At 36.5% G+C, this 2,544-nt stretch carries 4 protein-coding genes; all 4 read left to right on the forward strand.

The features are described from left to right. Nucleotides 1-465, forward strand: a 465-nt coding sequence (locus BA053_RS08020) for an AAA family ATPase (protein WP_245611578.1), incomplete at its 5' end; no start/stop codon positions are given. Nucleotides 466-488: 23 nt separating this feature from the next. Further along, on the forward strand, nt 489-1,295 hold the full coding sequence (locus BA053_RS03505) for an AAA family ATPase (protein WP_065095313.1): 807 nt from the start codon (nt 489-491) through the stop codon (nt 1,293-1,295). 32 nt (nt 1,296-1,327) lie between these two features. After that, nucleotides 1,328-1,819 (forward strand): hypothetical protein, encoded by a 492-nt coding sequence (locus tag BA053_RS03510; RefSeq protein WP_065095312.1) that lies wholly within the window; start codon nt 1,328-1,330, stop codon nt 1,817-1,819. Then, on the forward strand, nt 1,816-2,544 hold a 729-nt coding region (locus BA053_RS08025), incomplete at its 3' end, for an AAA family ATPase (RefSeq protein ID WP_245611580.1). The genes BA053_RS03510 and BA053_RS08025, both read left to right, overlap by 4 nt.

A 2,544-nucleotide genomic window follows, 5' to 3' on the forward strand; every position in this document is an offset into this window, starting at 1 on the left:
GATAGTATAACCGTTGTTTCACGTTTATATCTTTTATCGGCAAGGATGCAACCTGAGTGTTTTTCTGATAGATCGGGAAAAGAAGACAAAAGAGCTGCTTATGGGTTACTTGCTCAAGAGATGATGGCTTGGCTCAATCAGTTTCAACATATCAGAGATAAAGACATCATCATAGTTGGCACATTAGGTCAATATCTCGATGACTGCAATCGTCCAACTTGGCTACCTCAATGTGAAGGAGCTAAAACTGCTAGTGAGATTCCAGGTATTGTTGATGAGGTAATCAGCATGGTTGGAATTAAGAAAGATAATGGCACAGAAGTACGTTCATTTATCTGTCAGACTATTAATACTTGGGGATACCCAGCTAAAGATCGAAGTGGCTGCCTGAATATGGTTGAAGAACCACATTTGGGTAAATTACTTGCGAAAATTAAAGCCAAAACTTTGGCTCCTATTGCTTAATTAAAAATTGGAGAATAATTATTATGGAACAAAGCTTTTTCAATATCGGTCAAAAAATTCCCTTTTTCAGTGTGAAAGAATATTTGAATGATCAATCGCCAATACCAGAAGATATAATCGCACCAAGGATTCTAACTAAAAGAGGTCTATTGGTACTGGGTGGCCCACCTAAGATTGGCAAGAGTGATTTTCTTATTTCCTGGTTGATTCACATGGCTGCCGGAGTTTCATTTCTCAGTATGACTCCTAGTCGTCCTATGAAAATTTTCTACATGCAAACTGAAATTGAGTATGAATACATGAAAGAGCGTTTACAGCAACTGACATTCGACCAAGAACTTTTGGATATAGCTGCCAATAACTTAATTATCACGCCAAGAGTGCAATTATCTTTCAGCAGTGAAGAAATAGATGAGATCAAAAGCACCGTTAAAGAGCGTTTCAAACCTGATATTATTGCAATTGATCCTCTTCGTAACATTTTTAACTCAAGTGAATATGGTAATGAAAATGACAACAGCGCTATGCTATTCTTTTTGCAAAAAACGCTTGAAAGACTGAGGAACATTATTAATCCAGATGCAGGTATAATCCTTACCCACCACACAAAAAAACTATCCAAAAAGATGCTGGAAGAAGATCCATTTCAAGGCCTAAGCGGTGCTGGATCTTTACGTGGATTTTATAGCACTGGCATGGTGATGTTTGCTCATGATGAAGAAAGCACTACCCGTCAAATAGTGTTTGAGCTGCGAAATGGTGAACGTGTGGCAAGCAAGCTTGTCGATAAGATAAATGGTCGTTGGAAACTTGTAGACCAATGGAGTTGATTCTTTTTTTTACTTAATTTATAGGGAACAATATGCTAACAGATTTTTTAACTGATTTTAATACTGCAAAATTACAGAGTAATTTAATACCAAAAGGTACAATAGTCAAGGTAAAAATGGCAATTAAACCAGGAGGTTATGAAAATTGGTTCACGAAAAGCTACACTACTGGCAGCATCTATTTAAACGTTGAATTTACTGTCACTGAAGGTCCATATGCAAAACGCAAGATTTTTCAAGTAATTGGTATTAAAAGTGGCAAAGCAAGAGTTGAAGGAGAAGATACTTGGGGAGAATCTGGTCGTTCTATGCTTAGAAGTATTTTGGAGTCAGCACGGAACATTCATTCAAATGACACTTCAGAAAAAGCAGCTATTGCTAGAAAAGTCAACTCTATAGCTGACTTTAACGGGGTAGAGTTTACTGCAAAAGTTGGCATTGAAGCTGATCGGTATGGAGAAAAGAACAAGATTGCTACGGTTATTACTCCAGAACAATCTGAAGTTGATTGGTTGCCATTTTGAAGTACGACGAAGAGAAGCTCTGGATTGCTGTAATTGAGAGAGCTATCAAAGATGCAGCAGGAAAAAATCTAGAGCTAAAGAAAGAAGCAATTAAATGGTTTGATTCAGAGTCTTTTGAAACTGTTTGTGAGCTAGCTAATCTCAGCTCTAAACGTATGAAAAGTATGTATGGGGGTTTTATGCAGAGAAAGGAAATAAAAGGATTATTGATTGATAATATTAAGGAGTGTGTACCTTACCTAATTCCAAACGGTAATTTTTATCGAGAGAGGACTTATGTTGGCAACTGTGACGGGGATATGATTACAGTTAAAATAGTGGGTAAAGAAGCTGGAAATTGGCATAATTTTACTAAAGGAATTAGTGGTGATATCATTGATCTTTGGACTTTAGTGAAAGGTGATATAAATTCCGCTAAGAAGTGGTTAAATACTAAAGAAAACACAACAAAACATAAAATTACATCGTTTTCAGCAAGGCATTACTTGAATGATAAATCACCAATGCCAAAAGATATAATAGGCCCAAGAATTCTAACTCCAAGTGGTCTTTTGGTCATAGGTGGAACTCCAAAAATAGGAAAAAGTAATTTTCTACTTTCCATGTTAGTACATTTAGCTGCTGGAGTATCATTTCTTGGTATGAAGCCTGCAAAGCCACTTAAGATATTCTATCTACAGAATGAAATGGAATATGATTACATAAGAGAGCGCTTACAGAAGCTA

Source organism: Wolbachia endosymbiont of Nomada ferruginata (genome assembly GCF_001675785.1).
Classification (GTDB): Bacteria; Pseudomonadota; Alphaproteobacteria; order Rickettsiales; family Anaplasmataceae; genus Wolbachia; species Wolbachia pipientis.

Excerpts from the sequence above, each read along its gene's own strand:
- BA053_RS03505 (WP_065095313.1), top strand. The coding sequence starts at position 489 with ATGGAACAAAGCTTTTTCAATATCGGTCAAAAAATTCCCTTTTTCAGT.
- BA053_RS03510 (WP_065095312.1), top strand. The coding sequence starts at position 1,328 with ATGCTAACAGATTTTTTAACTGATTTTAATACTGCAAAATTACAGAGT.